Annotated in this window: 23 protein-coding genes; 12 read left to right on the top strand and 11 right to left on the bottom strand. The window is 73.2% G+C overall.

Going from position 1 to position 21,865, the window contains the following annotated elements; all coding sequences use genetic code 11:
* Nucleotides 1-103: 103 nt before the first annotated feature.
* The gene (locus ABB07_RS36110) at nt 104-1,027 is read right to left on the bottom strand and encodes an NAD(P)-dependent oxidoreductase (protein WP_208902654.1); all 924 of its coding nucleotides are present in this window, start codon (nt 1,025-1,027) and stop codon (nt 104-106) included.
* Between the two features lie 70 nt (nt 1,028-1,097).
* Here ABB07_RS36110 and ABB07_RS36105 point away from each other — a divergent pair, with 70 nt between their 5' ends.
* Nucleotides 1,098-1,448 carry a winged helix-turn-helix transcriptional regulator gene (locus ABB07_RS36105; RefSeq protein WP_208902653.1) on the top strand — a complete coding sequence of 117 codons (351 nt, stop codon included), beginning with the start codon at nt 1,098-1,100 and terminating at the stop codon, nt 1,446-1,448.
* Nucleotides 1,449-1,979: 531 nt separating this feature from the next.
* Here the strand turns inward: ABB07_RS36105 and proS are convergent.
* Complete coding sequence (gene proS / locus ABB07_RS36100; protein ID WP_208902652.1) at nt 1,980-3,392, bottom strand: proline--tRNA ligase; 1,413 nt, start codon at nt 3,390-3,392, stop codon at nt 1,980-1,982.
* 162 nt (nt 3,393-3,554) lie between these two features.
* Here proS and ABB07_RS36095 point away from each other — a divergent pair, with 162 nt between their 5' ends.
* Genes ABB07_RS36095 through ABB07_RS36075 form a run of 5 tightly spaced genes read left to right on the top strand, consistent with a single transcriptional unit; the run spans nt 3,555 to nt 8,238 of the window.
* Nucleotides 3,555-4,019, top strand: coding sequence for an alpha-L-arabinofuranosidase C-terminal domain-containing protein (locus tag ABB07_RS36095; RefSeq protein WP_208902651.1), 465 nt, complete (start codon nt 3,555-3,557; stop codon nt 4,017-4,019).
* A gap of 12 nt (nt 4,020-4,031) precedes the next feature.
* Nucleotides 4,032-5,315, top strand: a complete 1,284-nt coding sequence (locus ABB07_RS36090) for a glycoside hydrolase family 27 protein (protein ID WP_244189633.1) — start codon at nt 4,032-4,034, stop codon at nt 5,313-5,315.
* Between the two features lie 21 nt (nt 5,316-5,336).
* Nucleotides 5,337-6,497 (top strand): LacI family DNA-binding transcriptional regulator, encoded by a 1,161-nt coding sequence (locus ABB07_RS36085; protein WP_425264785.1) that lies wholly within the window; start codon nt 5,337-5,339, stop codon nt 6,495-6,497.
* Nucleotides 6,479-7,048, top strand: coding sequence for a TetR/AcrR family transcriptional regulator (locus ABB07_RS36080; protein ID WP_208902650.1), 570 nt, complete (start codon nt 6,479-6,481; stop codon nt 7,046-7,048). Before ABB07_RS36085 ends, ABB07_RS36080 begins: the two co-directional genes overlap by 19 nt.
* Before the next feature lie 23 nt (nt 7,049-7,071).
* Complete coding sequence (locus tag ABB07_RS36075; protein ID WP_208902649.1) at nt 7,072-8,238, top strand: GDSL-type esterase/lipase family protein; 1,167 nt, start codon at nt 7,072-7,074, stop codon at nt 8,236-8,238.
* A 16-nt stretch (nt 8,239-8,254) separates the two neighbouring features.
* Here ABB07_RS36075 and ABB07_RS36070 read toward each other — a convergent pair whose 3' ends face one another.
* From ABB07_RS36070 to ABB07_RS36060, 3 genes are all read right to left on the bottom strand, one after another.
* Nucleotides 8,255-8,989 carry a class F sortase gene (locus ABB07_RS36070; RefSeq protein ID WP_208902648.1) on the bottom strand — a complete coding sequence of 245 codons (735 nt, stop codon included), beginning with the start codon at nt 8,987-8,989 and terminating at the stop codon, nt 8,255-8,257.
* Between the two features lie 203 nt (nt 8,990-9,192).
* Nucleotides 9,193-9,987, bottom strand: a complete 795-nt coding sequence (locus tag ABB07_RS36065; RefSeq protein ID WP_208902647.1) for a hypothetical protein — start codon at nt 9,985-9,987, stop codon at nt 9,193-9,195.
* A gap of 179 nt (nt 9,988-10,166) precedes the next feature.
* Nucleotides 10,167-11,051, bottom strand: a complete 885-nt coding sequence (locus tag ABB07_RS36060; RefSeq protein ID WP_208903767.1) for an aminoglycoside phosphotransferase family protein — start codon at nt 11,049-11,051, stop codon at nt 10,167-10,169.
* A gap of 155 nt (nt 11,052-11,206) precedes the next feature.
* Here ABB07_RS36060 and ABB07_RS36055 point away from each other — a divergent pair, with 155 nt between their 5' ends.
* Nucleotides 11,207-12,085 (top strand): SCO6745 family protein, encoded by an 879-nt coding sequence (locus ABB07_RS36055; protein WP_208902646.1) that lies wholly within the window; start codon nt 11,207-11,209, stop codon nt 12,083-12,085.
* Nucleotides 12,086-12,258: 173 nt separating this feature from the next.
* Here the strand turns inward: ABB07_RS36055 and ABB07_RS36050 are convergent, their stop codons facing one another.
* Together ABB07_RS36050 and ABB07_RS36045 are read right to left on the bottom strand one after the other, a co-directional pair.
* Nucleotides 12,259-13,470 carry a cytochrome P450 gene (locus tag ABB07_RS36050; protein ID WP_208902645.1) on the bottom strand — a complete coding sequence of 404 codons (1,212 nt, stop codon included), beginning with the start codon at nt 13,468-13,470 and terminating at the stop codon, nt 12,259-12,261.
* Nucleotides 13,467-14,177 carry a cyclodityrosine synthase gene (locus ABB07_RS36045; protein WP_244189632.1) on the bottom strand — a complete coding sequence of 237 codons (711 nt, stop codon included), beginning with the start codon at nt 14,175-14,177 and terminating at the stop codon, nt 13,467-13,469. Before ABB07_RS36045 ends, ABB07_RS36050 begins: the two co-directional genes overlap by 4 nt.
* A 188-nt stretch (nt 14,178-14,365) precedes the next feature.
* Between ABB07_RS36045 and ABB07_RS36040 the strand changes: the two genes are divergently transcribed.
* The 4 genes from ABB07_RS36040 to ABB07_RS36025 all read left to right on the top strand — a co-directional run bounded on the left by ABB07_RS36040 (nt 14,366) and on the right by ABB07_RS36025 (nt 17,554).
* On the top strand, nt 14,366-15,247 hold the full coding sequence (locus ABB07_RS36040) for a fructosamine kinase family protein (protein ID WP_208902644.1): 882 nt from the start codon (nt 14,366-14,368) through the stop codon (nt 15,245-15,247).
* A gap of 177 nt (nt 15,248-15,424) precedes the next feature.
* Nucleotides 15,425-15,616 carry a putative ATP-grasp-modified RiPP gene (gene tgmA, locus ABB07_RS36035; protein ID WP_208030240.1) on the top strand — a complete coding sequence of 64 codons (192 nt, stop codon included), beginning with the start codon at nt 15,425-15,427 and terminating at the stop codon, nt 15,614-15,616.
* 16 nt (nt 15,617-15,632) lie between these two features.
* Nucleotides 15,633-16,613 (top strand): ATP-grasp ribosomal peptide maturase, encoded by a 981-nt coding sequence (tgmB, locus tag ABB07_RS36030; RefSeq protein ID WP_208902643.1) that lies wholly within the window; start codon nt 15,633-15,635, stop codon nt 16,611-16,613.
* A gap of 38 nt (nt 16,614-16,651) precedes the next feature.
* Nucleotides 16,652-17,554, top strand: a complete 903-nt coding sequence (locus ABB07_RS36025; protein WP_208902642.1) for a Gfo/Idh/MocA family protein — start codon at nt 16,652-16,654, stop codon at nt 17,552-17,554.
* A gap of 200 nt (nt 17,555-17,754) precedes the next feature.
* On the opposite strand, the gene ABB07_RS36020 is transcribed toward ABB07_RS36025, so the two are convergent.
* The 3 genes from ABB07_RS36020 to ABB07_RS36010 form a co-directional block, all read right to left on the bottom strand.
* Nucleotides 17,755-18,600: a lipocalin-like domain-containing protein gene (locus ABB07_RS36020; protein ID WP_208902641.1), complete on the bottom strand. Its 846-nt coding sequence runs from the start codon at nt 18,598-18,600 to the stop codon at nt 17,755-17,757.
* An 86-nt stretch (nt 18,601-18,686) separates the two neighbouring features.
* The gene (locus ABB07_RS36015) at nt 18,687-19,046 is read right to left on the bottom strand and encodes a hypothetical protein (protein WP_208902640.1); all 360 of its coding nucleotides are present in this window, start codon (nt 19,044-19,046) and stop codon (nt 18,687-18,689) included.
* A gap of 46 nt (nt 19,047-19,092) precedes the next feature.
* Nucleotides 19,093-20,001 carry a GNAT family N-acetyltransferase gene (locus tag ABB07_RS36010; RefSeq protein ID WP_208902639.1) on the bottom strand — a complete coding sequence of 303 codons (909 nt, stop codon included), beginning with the start codon at nt 19,999-20,001 and terminating at the stop codon, nt 19,093-19,095.
* A 272-nt stretch (nt 20,002-20,273) separates the two neighbouring features.
* Between ABB07_RS36010 and ABB07_RS36005 the strand changes: the two genes are divergently transcribed.
* Nucleotides 20,274-21,380 (top strand): PP2C family protein-serine/threonine phosphatase, encoded by a 1,107-nt coding sequence (locus tag ABB07_RS36005; RefSeq protein ID WP_208902638.1) that lies wholly within the window; start codon nt 20,274-20,276, stop codon nt 21,378-21,380.
* A gap of 12 nt (nt 21,381-21,392) precedes the next feature.
* Here the strand turns inward: ABB07_RS36005 and ABB07_RS36000 are convergent, their stop codons facing one another.
* Nucleotides 21,393-21,833 (bottom strand): Lrp/AsnC family transcriptional regulator, encoded by a 441-nt coding sequence (locus ABB07_RS36000; RefSeq protein ID WP_208902637.1) that lies wholly within the window; start codon nt 21,831-21,833, stop codon nt 21,393-21,395.
* Between the last annotated feature and the right edge of the window lie 32 nt (nt 21,834-21,865).

Genomic DNA, 21,865 nt, shown 5'->3' with positions numbered 1-21,865 from the left:
GCGAGCCGGCCCACTCCGTGCTGACCGTTCCCACGACCCCGACCCGCCCCGCCCGCCTCGGCACCGGACCTCCCCACGACCCCGACCCGCCCCGTCGGCCCCCCTACCGCCCCCTCGATCCCAACCCGCCCAGAGCACCTCGTTGGCGGCCCAGCACCTCCGCGACCCGGATGAAACCGTCCGTGCCGTGGCCGAGGCCGATGGTGCGCCGGGCCATGCCTTCCACCGCGCGCATCACGCCCGCGTCGATGCCGTGGGCCTCGGAGACGGCGACGACATGGGCCATGGCCGCGGCGGCGGAGGTGAGGGGGTTGATCGCCCCGGAGTAGGAGCCGTCGTCGGCGTCCCGCGCGAACTCGGCGAACAGCGGCGGCAGGATCGCGCCGATGCCCTGGGCGAAGGGTGCGAGCTCCCGGGCCGTGACGCCCTCGGCTCGGGCGATCGCCACGGCGTGGGCGAAGCCGGCCATCGCCGTCCAGAAGAGGTCGAGCAGGGCGATGTCGAAGGTGGCGGCGCGTCCGATCTCCTCACCGAGGTGGGTGTGTGTGCCGCCCAGCGCTTCCAGCACGGGCCGGTGCTCCTCGTACAGGGCCCGAGGCCCGCTGTGCAGGAAGACCGCCTCGGGTGTGCCGATGCCGGGGGCGGGGGTCATGATCGCGCCGTCCAGGTAGCGGATGCCGTGGGCGGCCGCCCAGTGCGCCGTCTCGCGGGCCCGGCCCGGGGTGTCGGCGGTCAGGTTCACGACGGTGCGGCCCTTGAGCGCATCGGTGACGGGCTCGGGCCGCAGGAGCGCGTCGACCGCGTCGTAGTCGACCACGCAGACCACGGTCAGGTCGCCGGCCGCCACGGCCTCCTCGGCCGATGCGGCACTGGCAGCCCCCTGCCCGATCAGCTCCCGGTCCTTGCCCGGTGTGCGGTTCCAGACCGTGGTCCGCAGGCCTGCCCGCAGGAAGGCTCCGGCCAGCGAGCGGCCCATCGGGCCGAGACCGAGCACGGTGACAGCGGGAAGATTCGTGGACGTGGGCATGTTTCAACTCCCGTACATGCAAAGGAAAGTGGCCGTACGGCCTGACAACGGGGAACAGAAGAGGTCGCCGATGACGCGCAGCCGTGCCCAGGATCCGGACGTCTGTGGCGTGACCGCCGCGATCGCCGTGATCGACGGCAAGTGGAAGACGTCCCTGCTGTGGCTGCTGGAGTCCGGCCCGCACCGGCCCGCCGAACTGCGGCGCCGGCTGCCGGGGTTGAGCGAGAAGGTGCTGACTCAGGCGCTGCGCGAGCTGGAGGAGGACGGCCTGGTGCACCGGCAGGTGTACGACGTGCTGCCGCCGAAGACCGTGTACACGCTGACCGGCTTCGGCCGCGACCTGTCCGACGCCCTCGGCCCGGTGTCCGACTGGGGACACCGCCGCCTGGAACGGCTCCGCGACCGTGGAACGGCGTCCTGACCCACCACCACCGCCTGCTCCTCCCGAGCTCCCGCCGTCCCCCTGACCTCGCGAAACAGGTTCTCCCGACCGGGGGCAGGCTGCCAAGTACGCACAAAAAAGTGGGTATGCGGGGGTCGCGGCCTGCCGCGGAGGTGAGGGGAGTCAGCCCGACCGAATCGCCCTCACCGCCGAAGCCGGCAGCGCCGCCCGCCTCCTGGACGGTGCCGGTGCCTCACGGGCCACCGAGCGCATCGCCGCGTCCGGAGCGGTCTCCGCACGGTTCGCGGATGGTCGGCTCACGGCCGGCAGCCGGGGTCGGACAGGTACAGGTACCAGCGCCGTCGCCGACCGGCGCTCGGCCGACCGCATCCGACGGATGAGCGCGCCGTGCGAGCCCTGCAGGCGACGAACGCAACGCACCTGCCGACGGTGCCCCGCGGACACCGCCAGGTGCGCCGGAGCCCGCGGCGCGCCACACCTGCCCGCCGTCCGGCGCCCCATGACGCCGGCCCAGCGCGGCGCGCCCGGCGCCGCACGCCCCCGCTCCCGTCAGTACGCCCGCGCCACCACCGCCACGTTCCCCCGCTGGTCCTCGGTCTCCGGCACCGAACCGTCCGCCGCGACCAGGCACCGTACGGTCACGCCCCGTTCGGCGAGCCTGGCCTCTCCCTCCGGGCCCAGCGTGGCCCAGGGGATGCGGGCCCAGCCGCCGGCGGCGGCCTCCGCCGCCTCCTCGATGGTGGTCGCCTCGACGGTGTGGTCCTCGCGACGCCGGCGGGACTGCTCCAGCAGCAGCGCCTGGTCGTCCTCCAGCACCCCGGGCAGAAGCGCGGACAGCGCTCCGGCAGCAACCGGCTCCTTGGTGCCGGGGATGCGGCGGACCAGCACGGCGGTGCCGCGTTCCAGATCGCGGGGCCCCACCTCGATCCGTACGGGCACGCCCTTCAGCTCCCAGTCGACGGCGCGCCGGCCGAACGGGACGTCCGTGCGGTCGTCCACGTGGACGCGTACGCCCACCTCCCTCAGCCGGTCGCCGATCGCGCGGACGCCGGCCAGCACCCCCTCGTCGCCCTTGACGGCGAGGACCACCGCCTGGACCGGGGCCAGGCGGGGCGGGACGCGCAGCCCGTCGTCGTCGCCGTGCGTCATCACCAGCGCGCCGATCATGCGGGTGGTGGAGCCCCAGGAGGTCTGCCAGACGTATTCCTGCCGGCCGTCCTGCGTCAGGAACCGCGTGCGGAAGGCCTGGGCGAAGTTCTGGCCCAGCTCGTGGCTGGTGACCATCTGAAGGGCCTTGCCGTCGCCCATCATGCTCTCCAGCGTGAGGGTGTTGATCGCTCCGGCGAAGCGTTCCCCGGCCGTCTTGCGTCCGGAGACGAAGTCCATGGCGAGGACGTCGCGCAGGAAGGCGCCGTAGACCTCGCTCTGCACGCGTGCCGCGAAGGCGCGCGCCTCCTCACAGGTGGCGTGCGCGGTGTGGCCCTCCTGCCACAGGAACTCGGTCGTGCGCAGGAACAGTCGCGGGCGCAGCTCCCAACGCACCACGTTGGCCCACTGGTTGATCAGCAGGGGCAGATCGCGGTAGCTCCGCACCCACTTGGCGAAGTACTCGTTGACGATCGTCTCGGAGGTGGGGCGGACCACGACGGGCTCCTCCAGCTCCTTGCCACCCGCATGGGTGACGACAGCGAGCTCGGGCGCGAAGCCCTCGACGTGCTCGGCCTCCTTCGTCAGATAGGACTCCGGGATGAGCAGCGGGAAGTAGGCGTTCTGGGTGCCGGTCGACTTGATCCGGGCGTCCATGTCCTGCTGCATCCGCTCCCACAGGCCGTACCCGTACGGTCGGATGACCATGGTGCCGCGCACCGGGCCGTTGTCGGCCAGCTCCGCCTTGGTGATCAGTTCCTGGTACCAGCGCGGGAAGTCGTCCGCCCGGGGTGTGAGAACGGGTGCCTTTGCCATGCCCGGCAGGGTAGGTCCCGGTTCCTGCCCTCTGCGAACCGTTTTCGGCCCGCGTCGCCTCCTCGCTGCGACCTCTCCTGCGGCCCTCGCGGCACCCTTGACGCTGCTCCGCGCCGATGCGACTTTTTATCGGTACAAACGATCTCGGATCGGAGTACGCCGGTGCCCACCGCCACCGCGATCATCAACCTCGACATCGAGGGGCCCGGGATCAGCCGTCACCTGTACGGGCACGTCGCCGAGCATCTCGGGCGGTGTGTGTACGGCGGGTTCTGGGTCGGCGAGGACTCCCCGATCCCGAACGAGGGCGGTATCCGCCTGGACGTCGTCGAGGCGCTGCGTGCCCTGCGCGTCCCCAACCTGGTCCTGGTCTCGCTGAGCAACCTGGACGCCGACGAGGGCGCCGAGGTGACCCTGGACCTGCGCGGCGGCCGGATCGGCGAGGCACGGGCGCGGATTCTCGCGGCGGACAGGCTCCAGGCGCACAACACCCCGCGGACGCCCGAGGCGGTGGCCCCGGGCTCCTTCGACGGCGACGGCCTACGGGTCACGGACCGGGGGCTCGAGCTGACCCTGCCCCCGCACTCCTTCGTGACCGTCCAGGCACCCATGAGCCTGGCGGGCTGAGCGATGGCGACAATGGACCGACCCCTTCCGGACCGGCGGCTGCGTCCCCCGATGGGCTGGAACAGCTGGGACTGCTACGGCACGACCGTCACCGAGGACGAGGTGCTCGGCAACGCGGAGTTCATGGCCTGCCACCTGCTCGCCCACGGCTGGGACACGGTGGTGGTGGACATCCAGTGGTACGAGCCCACGGCCCGCGCCCACGGCTACAACGCGGACGCGCCGCTGGTCCTGGACGCGTACGGCCGCCAGCTCCCGGCGCCGAACCGGTTCCCGTCGGCCGCCGGTGCGGCCGGCTTCGCCCCGCTGGCCCGGCGGGTGCACGATCTGGGACTGCGCTTCGGCCTGCACATCATGCGCGGTATCCCGCGTCGCGCCGTCGCCGCCCGGCTCCCGGTCCTCGGTACGGAGTTCACCGCCGACGAGATCGCGGACACCGGCTCGGTGTGCCCCTGGAACCCCGACAACTTCGGCCTGGACCACGACCACCCGGGCGCCCAGGCCTACTACGACTCCCAGGTCGCCCAGTTCGCGGCGTGGGGCGTGGACTTCGTCAAGGCCGACGACATGCTCTTCCCGTACCACGAGCGGGAGATCGCCGCCTACGCACGGGCGATCGAGCGCTGCGGCCGGCCGATCGAGCTCAGCCTGTCCCCCGGCACCGACGTGTCCCTGGCCCGGCTGGACCACCTGCGCGAGCACGCCACGATGTGGCGGGTCTGCGACGACCTGTGGGATCGGTGGGAGGACGTCGAGGCCCAGTTCGCCCGGATGGCGCGCTGGGCCCCCTGGCAGGGCGAGGGCGGCTGGGCGGACGCCGACATGCTGCCGCTCGGCCGCGTCGGCATCCGTGCCGAACGCGGCGAGGACCGCCTGTCCCGGCTCACCCGGCCCGAGCAGATCAGTCTGCTCACCCTGTGGCTGATCTCCCGTTCCCCGCTGATGATCGGCGGCGACCTGCCGACCAGCCCGCCGGAGACCATCGAACTCCTCACCAACGGCGAGGCGTTGGCCGTCCTCATGCACAGCACCGGGAACCGCGAGGTGCTGCGCGAGGGCGACCTGGTGCTGTGGACCGCCCGCGACACCGACGGCCGTACCCGGTACGCCGCCGTGTTCTCCCTGGCCGACCGGCCCCGGCGGTTCGAGGTGCCGCTCGGCTCGATCGGTGCCCGCCCGGCCGATCGCGTCCGGGAGCTGTGGACCCGCACCGGCGTGGCGCACGACGGCCGGCACCTGGCGGTCGGCCTGCCCGCGCACGGCGCCGCGCTCTATCGTCTGGCGCAGGACGGCTGACGGGCGGGCACCCGCGGCGCTGTGCGCAGGACACCGGGCGGCAGTGCGGGTGGCGACGATCCAGGACGCGGCGAAGGCGGCCGGCGTGTCGGCGTGTCGGCGTGTCGGCGTGTCGGCGTGTCGGCGGTGACGGTCTCCCACGTCATCAACGACCATCCCCACGTCCGGCCCGCCACCCGCGAGCGCGTCCTCGCGGCAATGGCCCGGCTCGACTACCGGGTCAACGTGGCGGCCCGCAACCTCCGCAAGGGCCGCACCGGCACCATCGGCCTCGCGGTGCCCGAGGTGAACCGCCCGTACTACGGCCGGCTCGCCGAGGCCATCATCACCGCGGCGGGCCGGCACGGCCTGCGGGTGAGCATCGAGCAGACCGGGGCCCGCCGGGAGAACGAGCCGGCGGCGCTGTCCCGGTCCCGCAACCGGCTCTACGACGGGCTGATCCTCAGCACCGTCGGCATGGGCCCCGCCGACGTCGAGGCGCTCAGGACGGAATACCCGGTGGTGATCCTCGGCGAGCGGATCTTCGGCGGGCCCGTGGACCATGTCGCCATGCCCAACGTCGAGGCGTCGGCGGCCGCCACCGGGCATCTCATCGAGCGGGGCTGCCGGCGCGTGGCCGTCGTGTGCGGGGAACCGCGGGACGAGGTCGACGTGTCCGGCCTGCGGCACAGCGGCTACCGTCAGGCGCTGGCCGCGGCCGGTCTGCCCGAGGACCCGGAACTGGTGCGGAGCGTGCCCGCGCTCACCATGGCGGCGGGGGCCCGGCAGGCGCGGGCGATGGTCGCGGACGGGCTGGATTTCGACGGTGTGTTCTGTGTGACGGACACCGTGGCGATGGGCGTGCTGCGCCCTCGCGGACGCGGGGGTGCGGGTGCCGGAGCGGGTCAAGGTGATCGGTTTCGACAACGTCGACGAGAGCGCGTTCCTCGTCCCGTCGCTGTCCACGGTGGATCCGGATCACGACCTGATGGCGGAGCGGGCCGTCGCCCTGCTCGTCGCGCGGCTGGGCAGTGCGGGTCCGCCGATGGCGCAGGAGGAGTTCGTCGGCCCGTTCTCGCTGGTGATCCGGGAGTCGACAGGCGACTGATCCCTTCATCTCTCCCTGATTTGCCTAAAGTCTTTAGGCAAGCCCATAATCGCTTATGGCAGAGGGGAGAAACGCGATGGTGCGCGCAGGCCTGACCACCGAGCGCCTCGTCCGCGCGGGTGCGGACCTCGCCGACGAGGTCGGCTTCGACCAGGTGACCGTGTCGGCGCTGGCCCGGCGGTTCGACGTCAAGGTCGCGAGTCTGTACTCGCACCTGAAGAGCTCCCAGGACCTCAGGACCCGGATCGCGCTGCTCGCGCTGGAGGAGCTGGCCGATCGCGCCGCCGACGCGCTCGCCGGCCGGGCCGGCAAGGACGCCCTCGTCGCGTTCGCCGACGTGTACCGCGACTACGCCCGCGCACACCCCGGCCGCTATGCGGCGGCCCGGCATCCGCTGGATCCCGAGGCGGCGGCCGCGAGCGCGGGGGGCCGGCACGCGCAGATGACCCGGGCGATCCTGCGCGGCTACGACCTGGCCGAGCCCGACCAGACCCACGCGGTCCGGCTGCTCGGCAGCGTCTTCCACGGCTTCGTCGGGCTGGAGACGGCCGGCGGATTCAGCCACAGCACCCCCGACTCGCAGGAGTCCTGGACCCGGATCCTGGAGGCCCTCGACTCCCTGCTGCGCAACTGGCCCACCCACTGACCCCGACCACACAGGCCGACATCATGCAGACCACCCCGCTCACCGCCGAACTCGTCCGTGGCGCCCTCGATCTGGAACGCACCGCCCACGGACTGCTGCCGCACCGGCTGCCCGCCCGCGCCCGCGCGCAGTGCGCCGATCCGCAGCTGGCCATGGCGGAGTCCCAGCCCTCGGGTGTACGGCTGGTCTTCCGCACCCGTGCGACCACCGTCGAGCTGGACACCCTGCCGACCAAACGGGTCTACGCCGGTGCACCGCCGCGCACGGACGGCGTGTACGAGCTGCTCGTCGACGGACGTCCGGCCGGCAGCGGCCGGGTCACCGGCGGCAGCACGCTCACCATCGACATGACCGCCGGCACGACCGAGCACCGGCCCGGCCCGGTCGGCACCGTGCGCTTCTCCGGGCTGCCCGGCACCGCCAAGGTCGTGGAGATCTGGCTGCCGCACAACGAGACGACCGAACTCGTCGCCCTGCGCACCGACGCGCCCGTCGAGGCCGTACCGCATCAGGGCCGCACGGTGTGGCTGCACCACGGCAGTTCCATCAGTCACGGCTCGGACGCCGCGAGCCCGACCACCACCTGGCCGGCGCTCGCCGCGTCCCTCGGCGGGGTGGACCTGATCAATCTGGGGTTGGGCGGCAGTGCCCTGCTCGACCCGTTCACCGCTCGCGCCCTGCGCGACACCCCGGCCGACCTGATCAGCGTCAAGCTCGGCATCAACGTGGTCAACGCCGATCTGATGCGGCTGCGCGCGTTCGGCCCCGCCGTCCACGGCTTCCTCGACACCATCCGCGACGGACACCCCGACACGCCGCTGCTTGTCGTCTCGCCGATCCTGTGCCCAGTCCATGAGGACACGCCGGGCCCCAGTCTCCCGGACCTCGCCGCCCTGAGCGAGGGAAGGCTGCGGTTCCGGGCCGCCGGCGACCCGGCCGAGAAGGCGAGCGGCAAACTCACCCTGCGGGTCATCCGGGACGAGCTGGCCCGGATCGTGCGCGAGCGGTCGGCCGAGGACCCGCGGCTGTCCTACCTGGACGGCCGCGAGCTGTACGGCGAGGCCGACTTCGGCGAACTGCCGCTGCCCGACGGCCTGCACCCGGACGCCGCCGCGCACCGCCGGATGGGCGAACGGTTCGCGGCGCTGGCGTTCGCGCCGGGCGGGCCCTTCGGGGAGGGCACCGCCTGATCCGCACGGGGCCGGCTCACACCAGGTGGGCGAAGACCACGAGGTTGTCCTTGTAGTCCTTCGCCTCGTGGTCGTACTCCCCCGCGCAGGTGATCAGCCGCACCTCGGGGCGCTCGGCGTCGGCGTAGACCCGGTCGCTGGGGAAGGCGTCCTTGGCGAAGGTCTCCTTGTCGTCCACGACGAAGTCGGCGTCGCGTCCGTCGGCGCGTTCCACGGTGAAGCGGTCGCCGGGCTGCAGCTCGTTCAGGTTGGCGAAGACGGCCGCGGAGGTCTTCGTGTCGACGTGCCCCGCGATGATCGCGGTCCCCTTCTCGCCGGGGGAGGCGCCCTTGGCGTACCAGCCGACGAGGTTGGTGTCCCCCGCGGGCGGCGGCTCGAGGTGTCCCGAGGCGCCGATGGTCAGCGTGGTGAAGGGGGCGTCCACGGCGATCTTCGGGATGAGCAGCCGGGTCGGTGTGGATCGGGGCAGCTCTGTGTCGTCCTGCTGCGGATCCGTCCGCTGCGGTTCGATCAGCTTCGGGTCGGCTTTCAGCGGGTCGGTCTGTTGCGGGTCGGCCTGGGCGGCGGCGCTCGAGCCCGCCGCACGGGACACCTGCGGGGAGCCGTCCGAGGTGCGGTGGCCGCCGAACAGGCTGACGGCGAGGACGACGATCGCCACGCCCCACAGCGTCAGCCGCCGCCCGCCACGGCCGGAACTCCGCCCGTCCGCCCGCGGTTCCGCGGAGGTCGGGGAGGAGGGATCTGCTGCCATCGGACACCACCTCACTCGGGCACGGCAGCACGGGGAACTGGACAGGGGCGCCGGAACAGGTCCCGGCGCGCGGGGAGGACGTACGGGGGCGCCTGCGCAGGGGGACCTGTGTGCGCGCAACCGTCGGGGAGGGCCAGCGGGTGCGGGCCGCCGACACGGTGGGGCATCGGCGGCGGCCGCAGCCTCTGGAACGAGTCGTGCGGTCAGGACGCCGGCTGGCCGGCCTTCTTGCGGCGCAGCAGGTACATGCCGCCGGCGCCCACGGCCAGCACGGCCAGGCCGCCCGCGGTGACGCCCGGCGTGGCGAGCGCGCCGCCGCCGGTGTGCATGCCACCGTGCGGCCTCTCGTGGTCGCCGTGCTCTTCGTGGTCGCGGCCGCCTTCACGCCCGCCGTCACGACCCTCGTCCCGGCCACCGTCACGGCCGCCGTCCCGGCCGCCGTCCTCGTGGCCCGAGCCCCAGTCGTCACCGCGCAGCGTGGCGAGCGCACCGCCACCGGTGTGCACGCCGCCACGCGGCCCGCGGCCCTTGTCGTGGCCGCCGCGGCCCTTGTCGTGGTCGCCCCGGCCGTGCTCGTCGCCCTGGCCGTGGTCGTCATCGCGGCCGTGGTCGTCGTCACCGCCGTGGTCCTCGCCACGGCCCTCCTCCTGACCGTGGTCGTCATCGTCGCCCCGGTCGTCGCCGTGGCCGTCACCTCGCACCGCGGCCAGCGCTCCGCCACCCGTGTGGATTCCACCGTGCGGCTCGCCGTGTCCACGGCCCCTGCCGTGGTTGTCGCCGTGATCATTGTCGTGGTCGCGGCCCGAGTCGTGGTCGCGACCGGAGTCGTCGTCGCGGCCGTGGTCCTCGCCGGAACCACGGTCGTGGTCCTGGCTGTAGGAGGAGTCGTCTCGGCCTCCGTCGTCACCCGCGGGAACGGCGAAGGCGGCACTGGGCGCGCCGAAGGTCAGTGCGGCGGTCGCTGCCGCCGTGGCCAGAAGCATGCGGGCAGAACGCATAGCTGTGTCCTTCCGCCGTGGCCGGGCAGCGGAATCCTCATCAGCTGGACAGACCCGGCCTCGACATGAACCACCGTCAGCGAGTACGCGGGCTCCCACCATCCGAGCCACCCAGCCGGGTCATCGCGCCACCCGTATGTCCCAGCGCTCCGGCCCGAACGGCCCCTCGTCCGGGCGAATCACCCGGCGCGTCGCGCCGCTCCCAGCCGGCCGAGTGCCGCACGCCCCGCCCTCGCCCACCCCGGCTGCCCGCCGGGCAGTCCCCGCTCGTGCGCCCGGCCGATCCCCAGCAGTGACAGGGCCCGCAGCACGGCCCAGCCCCGGGCACGCCGGAGGGTCGCCTCGTGGACCGTCCCGTACGACCGGAAGAACCGGCGAGCCGTCCCCGCGGGCAACAGCAGCCACACGGCCGCGAGATCTGTCGCCGGATCACCCGCGCAGACGTCCCCGAAGTCGAGCACACCGGCCAGGGTGCCGTCCGCGACGACGACATTGGCCGGGTGCAGGTCGCCGTGCAGCCAGACCGGTGCTCCGGACCACGCGGGCGCGGCGACGGCCTGCTGCCACAGGGAGCGCGCGTCGGACAGCTCCGCTCCGGTCAGCAGGTCCGCGACAGCCCCGAACCGCTCCTCGAACTCGGCCGTACGGCCACAGAGGGTTCCTCCGCGCACCTCGTTGACCGGCGCCTCGGCGGGCGCGGACGCGTGCAGCGCGGCGAGGAAGCCCGCCAGCCGGACGGCGGCATCGTCGCCGCGCGTGAGAACGGCCCTGTCCCCGGGTTCTCCGGGGACCCAGGTCACGACGGCCCACGGGCGCGGGAAGGCGGCGGAGGGCGTACCGGTGCGCACCGGTACCGGTACCGGCAGGGGCAGCCGCGGAGCGAGCACGGGCAGCCACCGCTGCTCCTTGCGCAGGAGCTCCGGGGCGCCCGGCGTCCGCGGCAGCCGTACCGCCAACCGGCCGCCCACTCGCCACACTTGGTTGTCCCAGCCCCCCGGTACGGCACGGATCTCCAGGTCGGCGAGATCCGGATGCTGTGCGCGCAGCAGCGAGCGGACGACGATGTCGTCGACGTCCGTGCCGCCCCCTTTCCACTAGTGTTCGCGAACCAGTCGACCCTGGGATCGCCTTCCGCCCGGCCACGCCCTTGTTATGACCGCCGTCATAACGCAGTCTGGTGTCGACAGTACGCAGTGGATCCGGAGGCGGGGAGGAAACGGTGGCGGACGCGATGGCGCGGGCCCTGTGGGAGCGGTACGAACCGGTGCACGACCTCGTGTACTTCGCACCGGAGGTGCGCCGTACGGCGGACGCGCTCGGGATGCGCGGATTCTGGATGGGGTACTTCGCGCTGCGCGCCGCACCGCTCGGCGCGGTTCCCCCGTCCGTCGTGACGAGCTGCTTCTACGTCTTCCACCCGGACAGAGTGGCCCGGGCCCTGCCGGACGCCTGGACGTACGCGGCGCCCGCCGATGTGCTGGCCGCCCGCCAGGACGCCCTCGACGCGGCGCTGACCCGCCTGTTCGGAGCGGACACCGTCGGCTCGGCCGCGTTCGCGGAGGCCGCCGGCCTCGCCTGGGAAGCGGCTGCCGCGGCGGACACCACGGGCCGCGTGCTGGCCGCGGCCAACCAGGCACTGGAGCGCCCGGACCGCCCCACCGCGCGGCTGTGGCAGGGCCTGACGACCCTGCGCGAACACCGGGGTGACGGGCACGTCGCGGTCCTGGTGAGTCAGGGAATCGGGCCGGTTGAGGCCATGGTGCTCAAGGCTGCCGCGGGCGAGTCCGACGGGGTGTTCCTGAGGGAGACACGCAGGTGGGAGGAGGCGGACTGGGCGGCGGCGGGGGTACGCCTGCGTGAGCGGGGCCTGCTCCGGGCCGACGGGGCGCTCACTCCGGCCGGCGCGGCCGTGCGCGCTGAGGTGGAGGCGCTCACCGACGCGGCGGCGGAACGGCCCTGGGCCGCCCTCGGTACCGACCGCACCGCACGCCTGGCCGACCTGCTGGATCCCCTGGCCCGCATGGTCGAGACCTCGGGCCTGCTGCCGCCGGGCAATCCGGTGGGGCTGCCGCGGCGGACCCACGCGGCCGGCCGCTGACCGGGCCCCGAACCGCCGAGGTGGACCCGCCGTCCCGAACCGCCGAGGGGGACCCACCGTCCCGAGCCGCCGAGGTGGACCCGCCGTCCCCAACCGCTGATGGTGACCCGTACGGCACCCCCTTCCCGGGATGCCGGGCCGGGGGCGCCGTACGGACGGCGGGTGCGTGCCGGTTACCAGGTCACCGGCAGCCGTTCGGGGATCCGCTTCATGAACCCGGTGCGCCATACCAGCTGGCCCGGGGGTACGGCGAGGGCGAGGTCCGGCAGGCGGTCGAGGAGGACCTCCAGGGCGATCCGGGCGTGTGCGCGGCCGAGTGCGGTCGCGGGGCAGTAGTGCGCGCCGGCGCCGAAGGAGAGGTGGTCGGCGGTGTTGTCGCGGTGCACGTCGAAGCGGTGCGGGTCGGGGAACTTCTCCGGGTCCAGATTGGCGCCCTCGACCAGGACCAGGACCAGTTCGCCCGCCCGTACGTCGACCTCGCCCAGCCGGACGTCCTCCAGGGCCAGGCGGGGCAGGGCGTCGCCGATGGAGAGGTTGACCCGCAGCAGCTCCTCGACGCCGGGGCCGATCAGGTCCGGCCGGTCGCGCAGGAGGTCGCGGGCGATGGGGTGGGTGAGCAGGTAGACCAGGGCCATGGCGAGGAAGCCGGAGGTGGAGATCACGCCGGCGCCGAACATGGTGACCCCGACGGTGGCCAGCATCTCGTCGGTGAGGTGGGCGTAGTCGGGGTCGTCGCGCAGCGCGGCGAGTTCGCCCATCAGGCCGCAGGTCGACGGGTCGTCGAGCAGGGCCGTCATCCGGGCGATGTCCCGGTCCCAGTTGATCTTCGCGCCGGTGATCGGGCACGGCGAGTTCATGAAGGCGATGTCGAGGCTGCGCAGAAAGGGCGGGGCCTCGGTCTGCGGGATGCCGAGGATGCGGCAGTGCATCCCGGCGGAGTACGGCTCGCAGAAGGCGCCGCGCAGGTCGGCCGTCGGTCCGTCCTCGGCCATCCGGTCCACCAGGCGGTGCGCCTCCTCGCGCAGCCACTCCAGCAGGCCCGGCGTCTTCGGGTTGAGCGCCTTCAGCACCGCCCTGCGCAGCCCGGCCCCCGTGATGTTGCCCATGTTGTTCACGACTTCGGGCGGGATCGTGAGCGCATACTGCCGGGGGACCCCGGGGGCGGAGGTGTCCTTGAGGGAGAAGCGGTCGTCCTTCAGGACCTGGGCGCACAGGTCGTACGACGACACGAGCCAGGCCTCGTCGCCGGCGATGGTCCGCACGCGCCGCACGGGGGTGGTGGCGCGCAGGTCCGCGACCTCGGCGGGAACCCTGGTGCCGTCCCAGGAGAACGGGAAGTCGAGCAGGGGCGGGTGGTCGGCGCGGACGCCGGGGGCGGTGGTCATGCGGCGGTTCCTTCGAGCGCGGCGGGGGTGACGATGGCGTGGCCCTGGTTGCGGGAGGCGCGCAGTCCGGCGCCCCGGGAGTACAACAGCTCGGCCATCGGCAGCAGTTGGTGGTAGCAGTTGAGCGAGGAGGGCACCTTGAGGATGGCGGGGGTGTCCAGGAACAGGGGCGCCTCCGCGCACACGTACTCCAGGCACACGGCCCGCTGCCGCTCGGTCGGCGTCTCGCCACGCGCACTGAGGAAACGATTCACCAGGGCGTCGCAGACGGCCCGGAAGGCCCCGTCGGAGGCCAGACGCGCCGTCAGATGCCGGTGGATGTCCTGGTAGGCGGGGTTGGTGCGGAACTCGGACATCGGGTGCCAGTCCATCCGCAGTCCCTCCGGGTCGGCGGCCGACACCGCGTCCCGGACCTTGGCGCGCACGCCCCGCAGGTTCTTCACCGCCTTGCGCCGGGCCTCGTCCGGTGGATAGCCGGACGCCTCGTACATCTCGGCGACGTACAGGTCGGTGTAGACGAAGTCGACCTTGTCGAAGTGGTCCAGTCCCCAGCGGGCGAGGTCGTGCAGGCGGCGGGCGGAGAAATAGCTGTTGCCCGGGGAGACGCCGATCACGGCGTGCGCGCCCTCGCCGAGGATGACCTCGCAGTGGGAGGTGTAGGGCTGGACTTCGAAGACGTCGGCCATCAGCACGGATGCTGTGGTCAAAGGGGAAATCCTCCGCCGCGCGCTAGTCCCGGCGGGGCCCTGTGCCCCTGGTGTGGCGACGCGGCGCCCTCACGCTAGCGCTACGGAATCAGCACGTGCAGTTACTGCTTGGTTTTGGCTGAAAACAGTCGTATCAATGGTCGAAGTCGCCTACCGCGGACCTCCGTTGCGGAACCTAGGCTGGGGCCGTGGTCAAGGGATACGACGACAGCGAGGATCCGGTGCGGGCGGCGTCCCGGCTCACCGGACGCCCGGTCACCGGCGCGGGGGCGGGCTCCGGATCACCGGCCGAGGTCACCCTGGACAGTGGCGCTCCGGTGATGGTCAAGCGGGGGCACGCTCCCGGGGCCGTACGCGCGGAGGTGGCGGGGCTGCGCTGGCTGGCCGCGGCGGACGCGGTCCGGGTGCCGGCGGTGCTCGGGCACGACGAACGCTGGATGGTGATGGAGCGGGTGCGGACCGGACGTCCGGACCCTGGGGCGGCGCATCGTTTCGGCCAGGCCCTGGCCGCCCTGCACGCCTCGGGGGCTTCGGATTTCGGAGCCGCGCCGCCCGGCGGCCCCGAGGACGCCTTCATCGGTCTCGCCCCCATGCGCAACACGCCGGGCCGTGACTGGCCCGGCTGGTACGCCGAGCACCGCGTGCTGCCGTATGTGCGCGGCGCGGTCGACCGCGGCACGCTCCGCCCCGGCGAGGCCGCACTCTTCGAGCGTGTCTGCGCGCGGCTGCCGGATCTGGCGGGACCCGCCGAGCCGCCCGCGCGCCTGCACGGCGACCTGTGGAACGGCAACGTGCTGTGGGGCGCCGACGGTGAGGTTCGCCTCATCGACCCGGCCGCGCACGGCGGACACCGGGAGACGGACCTGGCGATGCTCCAGCTCTTCGGCTGCCCCCATCTGGACCGGGTGCTCGCGGGGTACGAGGAGACGGCACCGCTCGCGCCCGGCCGGGCCGACCGAGTGGGCGTGCACCAGCTGTTCCCGCTGCTGGTCCACGCCGTGCTGTTCGGACGCGGGTACGCGGAGCAGGCCCTGACGGTGGCACGGGGCGCGCTGTCGCTCACGGAGTGACCCGCTTTCCCGCCGCGGCAGTGCAACGTCCTGGGCTTCATCGGCGTCATCGGCCATGCAGGCACGCCGTCCGTCGGGGTTTTCGGGACCCCCTTCGGCCTACGGTTACTCAGCGTAAGGAAACCAATCACCCGTTCGATTCGTATAAGGACGTGAAAGCCTAATCAGGGAGAGACCATGCAACCGTTCACGCTCAACTACGCGCGCCCCGCTGTGCAGTTGGACGTCACCACTCCGTATGCGTACGACTCCGGACTGCAGTTGAACGTCCTCCCGGACGGGCGGATCGCCGCCACCGACCACGTGACGCTGAGGGCTCTGGGAACCACGACCTCGACGGCCGGTTCCAAGACGCACTTCGACGACTGAACGCGGGTTCTGGAAGATGACCGTGCTCATCCTGACCAGTGAAGAGGACGTGACGGCGGACATGGTGGTCCTCCGGCTGGGCGAGACGGGCGTGCCCGTGGTCCGGCTCGACCCCGCCGATCTGACCAACGGGGTGGCGCTGTCGGGCGAGTACGTGCAGGGTGCCTGCCGGGGACATCTGTCCGTCGGCGGGCGCCTGGTGAGCATGGGCGGCCTGCGCTCCGTCTGGGTGCGCAGGCCCGGCGACGCCGCCGCCCGCGCCGCCCAGCCGTCCGCCTGGCTGACCGAGGAGTCGTCACAGGCGCTCTACGGCATGCTGCGCACGACCGGCGCGCGCTGGATGAACCATCCGGACGCGGCCCGCCGCGCCCGCCACAAGCCCTGGCAGCTGCGCCTGGCCCAGGACAGCGGCCTCGCGGTGCCGGCCACGCTGATCACCACGTTCCCGCAGGCGGCCCGGGAGTTCGCGGAGCGCTTCCCGGATCTGGTGGTCAAGCCGGTCTCCGGCGCGCATCCGCAGGAGCCGCCGCGTGCCGTGCCGACCAGCCGGGTCGCACCGGACACCGACTTCTCGGCGGTGGCCTACGGCCCGACGCTGCTGCAGCGCCGGATCGCCAAACGGGCCGACATCCGGCTCACCGTCGTCGGCGACACCCTGCTGGCCGCCCGCAAACCGGCCGACCCGGACGCCCATCCGGACGACGTGGACGTCCGCTTCGCCCCTTCGGGCTCTCCCTGGCTCCCCGCTGACGTGCCCCCGCGCGTCGCCGAGGGCGTACGGCGGTACATGAGGGGCGCGGAACTGGCTTACGGCGCATTCGACTTCGCCGAGGACGCCGACGGGATCTGGTGGTTCCTGGAGTGCAACCAGTCGGGTCAGTTCGGGTTCGTCGAGATGGACACGGGTCAGCCCATCGCCGCGACGATCGCCAACTGGCTCGCCGCGGACGCGGATCCGGACGGCAGGTGTGCGCGGAGCGGCCGGAGCGCAGGCTGAAGACGGTGCGGGGATCGGCTCGGAGAAAGGAACGCCACATGCGCATCGGACTGCTGGGGACGGGCCCGTGGGCCCGGGCGGCCTACGCCCCCGCCCTCGCCGGACACCCCGGTGTGGAGTTCGCCGGGGTGTGGGGCCGCCGTCCGGAGGCCGCCACCGCGCTGGCCGAGCGGTACGACGTCCCGGCGTACGACGACGTGGACGCGCTGCTGGCCGGCGTGGACGCCGTCGCCGTGGCCCTGCCGCCGTCCGCACAGGCCGAGTTCGCGGTGCGGGCCGCTCGGGCGGGCCGCCATCTGCTGCTGGACAAGCCGCTCGCGGTGTCGGTGGCCGACGGGCGGGCCGTCGTGGCCGCGGTCGAGCGGGCCGGGGTGGCCTCGGTGGTCTTCTTCACCGCCCGCTTCCAGAAGGAGCCGGACGCCTGGATCGAGGAACAGGCCGCCGTGGCGGGCTGGTTCACGGCCCGCGCGCAGTGGCTGGGGGCCGTGTTCACCACCGACAGCCCGTTCGCCGCCTCGCCGTGGCGGCGGGAGAAGGGTGCGCTGTGGGACGTGGGTCCGCACGCCCTGTCGGTGCTGCTGCCGGTCCTCGGCGACGTACGGCAGGTCGTGGCGGCGGCGCACGGTCCGGCGGACACCGTGCATCTGGTCCTCGACCATGCCACCGGCGCGTCGAGCACGCTCACGCTGAGCCTGACGGCGCCGCCGGCGGCGGCCGGGGCCGATGTGGAACTGCGGGGGGATGCGGGAGTGACCCTGATGCCGGGGAGTTCCGAGGGAGCGATCCCGGCGCTCTCCCGCGCCACCGACGCCCTGCTCACGGCCGCCCGGACGGGCCGCCCCCACGCCTGCGACGCCGCGTTCGGGCTCCGGGTCACCGAGATCCTGGCAACGGCGCAGGCCCGCCTGGTGGACGGCAGGGACCTGCCCCCGGCCGACTGACCGGTGACCGGGCCGGCGGAGCCCTGGTGTCCCGAGGCCGGTCGGCCGGCTGCCGGCGCCGGTCGCCCGTCGCCGGACCCGGCCGGTGTCCCCTTGCCGGCCGCCCGGCCGTGGACGCGGGCGCTCGGGGTGGGACGGAGCCGCTCCGGCTCACCCCGAGGCCGGTGTCCCGGCGCCCCGCGGCCCCAGGACACGGGGCCTCAGTAGCCGATGACGTCCGTGAAGCCGTGCCCGGATATGTCCTCTCCGGCGAGCGTGCCGGTCACCTGACACGCGCCGGTGTAGGCGCCCTGCGTGGCGAACAGCTCCCGACGGGTGATGTCGAGGGACGCGTCGAGGCTCGGAACGGTCAGGACCCAGTGCCCGTCCCGCTCGGTTCGCCGAGCCCGGGTGATCAGGTGTGAGCCGTCGGGCTTGAGCTCGGTGAGCCAGGAGGTGCCGTCTCCCACCGCGTCCCAGACGCTCAGGTACCGGCCCGCACCGAGGTCGAGTCCGAGCCAGGTGAAGCGCGGTGCCTCGGTGGCGCCGGACACCCACTGGCGGTCGAACCAGGTGCGTCCGCCGACCTGGTGCGTGACCCCGTCCACGGTGACGGTCCCCGACGTGGTCAGGCCGGGCAGCGCGTACTGCCCCGTCGTCCCGCCGAAGAAGGGGAACACTCCGGCGCCGCCGTTGTAGAGCACGGGGCCCTCGCGGCGCAGGGTGAGCCGGATCGAGGCGGTGTCCGTGGCACCGGACAGCTCCAGCTCGTCCAGGTCCCCGCTCATGGTCAGGATCGACGTCCTCACGTCGAGCGAGTCCGCGGACAGCGTCACACCGTCCTTGGTGTCGATCGCGTGCCGGTCACCGGTGTGGCCGTCCGGTTCCCGGAGCAGCGCGACCGTGCTGAGACAGGCGCCGTTCATCTCCATCGCGTGGATCTTCACCCAGAAGACCTTCTCGTGGTCGTGCAGCCTGGCGCCGAACCACCAGGAGTCGGCGTCGACGGCGGAGTTCGCGGCGAGTCCGCTGGCGGCGTCGATCAGCGTGGGACGGGTCGTGGTCATCCAACTCTCCTGTCACGGGCGGCCGTTGACGGCCGGGCTTCATGATCAAGAGTAGATCGCCGGCCGTACGGCGCGGCGCGCCCGTGTCAGCCTTCCGTCCGTCCCTCCCCTCCCGGCTCCTCGACCGGCTCGTCGCTCCAGCGGAACCACGCCCGGTCGCCCTCGATGTGCAGCAGGAACGCGGGGACCGGGCCGTCCGGCGACGACAGGGAGACTCGGCGGGCTATGTCGTCGTACGCCCTCTCCCATTCCTCCCAGCCCTGTTCGTCGTCGTCTGCTCTTTCCAGCAGGGCCAGTTCACCGGCGAAGAGGTCCCGCACGGCGGCGAAGCCGGGGCCCGCGGTGAAGGCGCCCGACAGCCACGGGAAGTCGGCCTCGTCGACCAGGATGTCGCCGACCGCCTCCTGCCCCGCGCACACCCGCCACACCTCTCCGACGAATCCCATGGCCCCTCCCCCGTCTCGCCACCGGTCACCACTGACGCCCAGCATGTCACCCGCCACTGACAACGCGGTCGGACCAGAAGTTGATGCGCTCCCGTACGACGGGGTAGCCGACCCTGGTGAAGTGCGCTGCCATGGGGAAGTTGGACCGATCGGTGGCGGCGGCGATGAAGCCGGCGCCCTGGGCCGCCAGGAAGTGGGTGCACTCGGTGAGCAGGTCGAAGGCGTAGCCGTGACCCCGCTGTTCCGGCACGACACCGATGAAGCCGACGCAGGGTCCGGACGAGTTGCGCGCGGGGATGTGGATGCCGACCGGCTCGCCCTCGGGCGTGCGGGCGATCTGCCACCAGTCACGCGGGGACGGAAACCAGTGGAAGACGTCCAGTTCCCGCTGCGCGGCCAGGTCCGGCCCGCCCTCTTCGAGCGCCCGGCGGGCGTGGGCGTCGAGGGTGACCGAGTGGATGCGGCGCAGCAGGTCGTGGAAGACGGCGTCGTCCGGCTCGGCGGCGAAGACAAGACGGCCGGGGCGCTCGGGCAGGCCCCGGTCCGGGGTCCAGCGGTACAGGTAGCGCTCCACCAGCGGCGTGTAGCCGGCCGCCCGCGCGGCGGCGGCCCGGATGTCCACGGCGGTCCGCAGCCCGGGATCGGTCCGCCAGCCGGCGGGCGGGTCGAGTTCGAGTTCGTCGGTCTGCCAGGGCGCCGTCCGCAGGAGTTCCGCTCCGGCCTCCTCCTCGCCCTCGGCCACGTCGAACCAGTTGATCAGGAGCGGCTCGGGGTCCTCGGGCCGGCCCCACCAGGCGGCGCGGGCGACGGTGCGGCCGTCGCGTACGGCGATGCGCTGCCAGTCGGGGCGGTAGCGGGTGTCGCGGTGCTTGTCACGCAGCGCCAGCGGGTCGGGCATGGTGTCGAAAAGGTGCGCGGTGCTCTCGTCGAGCGCGCGGATGACCGGGGTGGTCATGGATTCCTCCGGGAGGCGTGCCGCGGTGCGGCGGCGGGGACGCGCTCCCGGTCAGGCGTGGCACACCCGGGTGACAGGGAGGCGGGAGCGCGGGATGACAGTGGCCATGACGCTCGCCTCCTTCCGTCCGTCTCGGGCGTGCCGGGCACAGGCTATGCGGGCCGCACCCGGGCGTCCACCGCTTTTCGCGGGCCACGGCCGGGACCGGGGCCCGGGCGCCGGGTGCCGGTGAGGAGGAGGCCCTGGCGCGCGGGGCGGCGTAGCTTGGGGATGTGAGATCGGTGCGCGGCGGGTCGTCGCATCGGGACCTGGAGAATCGCGGCTGGTTGCGGGGCGCGCCGCCGCCGTGGTGGGTACGGGTGCTGCCCGTGCTGCTGCTCGTGGCCGTCACCGTGGCCACGGTGATCACTCCGGCCGCGCGCGACGCCGGATTCCTGCTGGGCGCGATTCCGCCGCTGGCCGTGCTGTCGTACGGCCCGCTGGCGACGGCGGTCCTCGGTCTCGGGGTGGTCGCGGTGCTGAACATCCCCGCCACCCATCTCAACCGCCCCGGCAACACCGATCTGCTCAGCATCGTGTTCGTGGCCGCGCTGAGTGTGTTCGTGTCCTATGTGCGCAGTCGCCGGGACGCCCAGCTGGACACGGAGCGGGCGATCGCCGAGGCGGTGCAGCGGGCCGTGATGCCGCCGCTGCCGGAGCGGGTCGGGCACGTGGGCTGCGCAGGCTTCTACCGGGCCGCTCAGGACGGGACGCTGGTGGGCGGGGACTTCTTCGACGTACGGGACGGCCCGTACGGTGTGCGCGCGGTGATGGGCGATGTGCAGGGGCACGGGCTGTCGGCGGTCGCGACGGTGGTGTCGCTGCTGGGCGCCTTCCGCGAGGCGGCGCTGGAACAGCCGGACCTGGAGTCGGTCGCCGCGCGGATGGACCGCAGGCTCGCGGTGGACTCGGCGGGCGTGCGCCATGCGGAGCTGTTCGCCACCGGGGTGCTGCTGGAGTTCTCCGCCGACGGCCGTGCCGTACGGGTGGTGGCCTGCGGTCATCCGGCACCCGTGCTGCTGCACGAGGAGGACGCCCTGGAGGTGACGGTCACGCCGGGACCGCCGCTGGGGCTCGGGCTGGTCGGCGCCGGCCCGCCGAAGGAGGTCACTGTGGCGCTCGGGCCGGGCGACCGGCTCTTCCTGGCCTCCGACGGGGTGTGGGAGGCCCGGGACGCCCAGGACGCCTTCTATCCGCTGCCGGCGCGGCTGGCCGCCCTGACCGGCACGGCGTCCGCCGAGCTGCCCGGGGCGGTGTGGACGGACCTCGTACGGCGGGGCTACGTGGTCCAGGACGACGTCAGCATGCTGGTGCTGGCGCCCGCGCCGCCGGTCGCGTGACCGCCTTGCCGGTCAGCCCACGTCCCACAGGAAGCGGTGGGTGTGAATGCCGAAGTACGGGAACGACTGGATCTCGCGAACGCCCTCCAGGGGCCGTACCACGTCGTTGACGAAGTCCAGCAGCGCCTTCGGACCGGGGGTGACCACCTCGGCGAACAGATCGAATCCGCCCGAGGTCAGCACCGAGTAGACGACCTCCGGGCGCTCGGCGAGGGCGTCGGCGACGGCGCGGGGATCGCCGTCGGCGGCGATGCCGAGCAGGGCCATGGCCTGTCCGCCCATGGCCATCGGATCGGTGACCCCGACCACCTGGACGGCCCCGGAGTCCAGCAGCCGCTGCAGCCGCTGCCGCGCCGCCGAGGCGGACAGGCCGACCTTCGGGCCGAGGTCGGCGTAGGCGATGCGGCCGTCGGTCTGCAGCTCGCGCAGGATGGCCCGGTCGATCTCGTCCACGCGCGTCCTTTCGTGCTCTCGTGTGGGTGTGC

This window comes from Streptomyces incarnatus (assembly GCF_001027185.1).
Lineage (GTDB): Bacteria > Actinomycetota > Actinomycetes > Streptomycetales > Streptomycetaceae > Streptomyces > Streptomyces puniciscabiei.
This window is presented reverse-complemented; position numbering and strand designations above follow the sequence as displayed.